Source organism: Flavobacterium soyangense, assembly GCF_015277675.1.
Taxonomy (GTDB): domain Bacteria; phylum Bacteroidota; class Bacteroidia; order Flavobacteriales; family Flavobacteriaceae; genus Flavobacterium; species Flavobacterium soyangense.
This window is the reverse complement of record NZ_JADHEC010000086.1, coordinates 1-1409: the sequence shown is the minus strand read 5'-3', so window position 1 is coordinate 1409 and position 1409 is coordinate 1. Positions and strand designations below refer to the sequence as shown.

At 34.0% G+C, this 1409-nt stretch carries 1 protein-coding gene; it reads right to left on the bottom strand.

Annotated features, from left to right (window positions below):
* Positions 1-96 precede the first annotated feature (96 nt).
* A partial coding sequence (locus IR213_RS16060) for an IS1182 family transposase (RefSeq protein ID WP_194313293.1) occupies positions 97-1409 on the bottom strand: 1313 nt, incomplete at its 5' end.

Below are 1409 nucleotides of genomic sequence, written 5' to 3'. Positions count from 1 at the left end.
TTTTTCTTTATATAACTTTTTTTATTGTAGGTTGTATCAGTCGATTTTTGACTTGTATAGGTTCATTTTGTATAATGCGCTTGTAAATTGCATTTCCTATATTAATTTCAGTATTCTTTTTAAGTTGACTGTAAAAATGGCTATTGCTCCTTGCATTTGCATATTGTTAATCCCATAAGATATGGCTCTATCATATCCGTGTACATTTTTCAACTCACTATTTTTGGCTTCTATCTTGTATGGGTGTTTTGCTTTTTCTTTGTAATATTCAGTTTCTTGAAAAGCCATTTGATCTTGATGTAATTCTGATTTTATGGATACAGAATACGTTTTTGTTTTAGCACCATCTTTGTAACAGCCATTTTTTAAAGGACAGGATTTACATTTTTCGACATCAAAATAATAAGTATCTACTTGGTTTTTCCCAACATCTTTGGTTCCTTGACGAGCTTTTCGTATTGCCATATGACCTGCTGGACAAACAAACCTATCGGCATCTTTATTGTAATCAAATTTATCTTCGTCTTTTCTAAACCCTTGTGTTATGGATGGATTGAGTCTTGCTACTACTTTAATATTTTGTTCACTTGTGATTTTAAGATTCTCTTTCCCAGAATAAGCCGCATCGCCAATAATGGCATCCACATCAATTCCGTTTTCTTGACTAATTTCTAAAAGTTTGGGCAATTCTGGTCCATCGCCTTTTTCTCCTGATGTAACTACAGCCGCAGTAATGATGCGCTCTTCGGTCATCGCTAAATGGGTCTTGTATCCAAAAAAGGAACTCTCAGCGGACTTATGACCTATTTTAGCATCGGTGTCTTTTGATAAAGTCAAATTTTCTTGAGTATCTTCTACGGTTTCTTTTAGTAGATTTAATTTTTCTTTCACCGCGGGGATTGAACTTATAGACGGCTCGTTTTCTATACGTTCTTCCAACTCCTTACAATACTTCAATTCTTTCTCTAAATCATTATCGGTATTCTTTTCAGGCATACGTTCTTTGAATTGGTCATCAAAGATATATACCGTTTTTCGAAGTAGCTTTGAACGCTCTCTCAATACTTCTATGGCTGAAAATGGATTGGATCTTGATAAAGTATGTGTGGCATCAACAATAATTGACTTGGAACGGATAATACCTTTCTCAATAGCTATGGTTACCGTTTTGTTTATCAATAAGTTTAATAGGTCGGTGTCTTTCAATCGTAGTTTTCTAAATTTTGTTAATGAACTAGAATTGATAACATCGTCTTCTGGATTCATATCCAAAAAATATTTAAAGGACATATCATAACGGGAACGTTCCACTACATCAACATCGGAAACGGTGTAAATTGTTTTCAGAAGTAAATACTTGAACATACGAACAGGACTTTCTGCCATACGACCATTATTGCTACAGTATT